Annotated in this window: 1 pseudogene; it reads left to right on the forward strand. The window is 71.0% G+C overall.

What is annotated here, in order from left to right:
• Positions 1 to 255 (forward strand): annotated as a pseudogene (locus tag QSK39_RS52940) (Crp/Fnr family transcriptional regulator); the annotation flags it as partial.

The following is a 255-nucleotide window of genomic DNA, read 5'->3' on the forward strand; positions in this document are numbered from 1 at the left end:
CACCCACCCCCGACGACCTGGATGAGCTGCTGGCCCTGGTCTGGAAGGACCCGGGCGTGTTCCTGGCGCATCCGAAGACGATCGCGGCGTTCGGGCGGGAGTGCACCAAGGCCGGGGTCTACCCGGACGCGGTGGACATGGGCGGGCATCACGTGCCGGCGTGGCGGGGGGTGCCGATCCTGCCGTGCAACAAGATCCCGGTCACCGAGACCCGGACCAGCTCGATCCTGCTGATGCGGACCGGGGAGCAGGCCC

The sequence above is a fragment of the Amycolatopsis sp. NBRC 101858 genome, from assembly GCF_030269325.1.
Taxonomy (GTDB): Bacteria; Actinomycetota; Actinomycetes; order Mycobacteriales; family Pseudonocardiaceae; genus Amycolatopsis; species Amycolatopsis ponsaeliensis.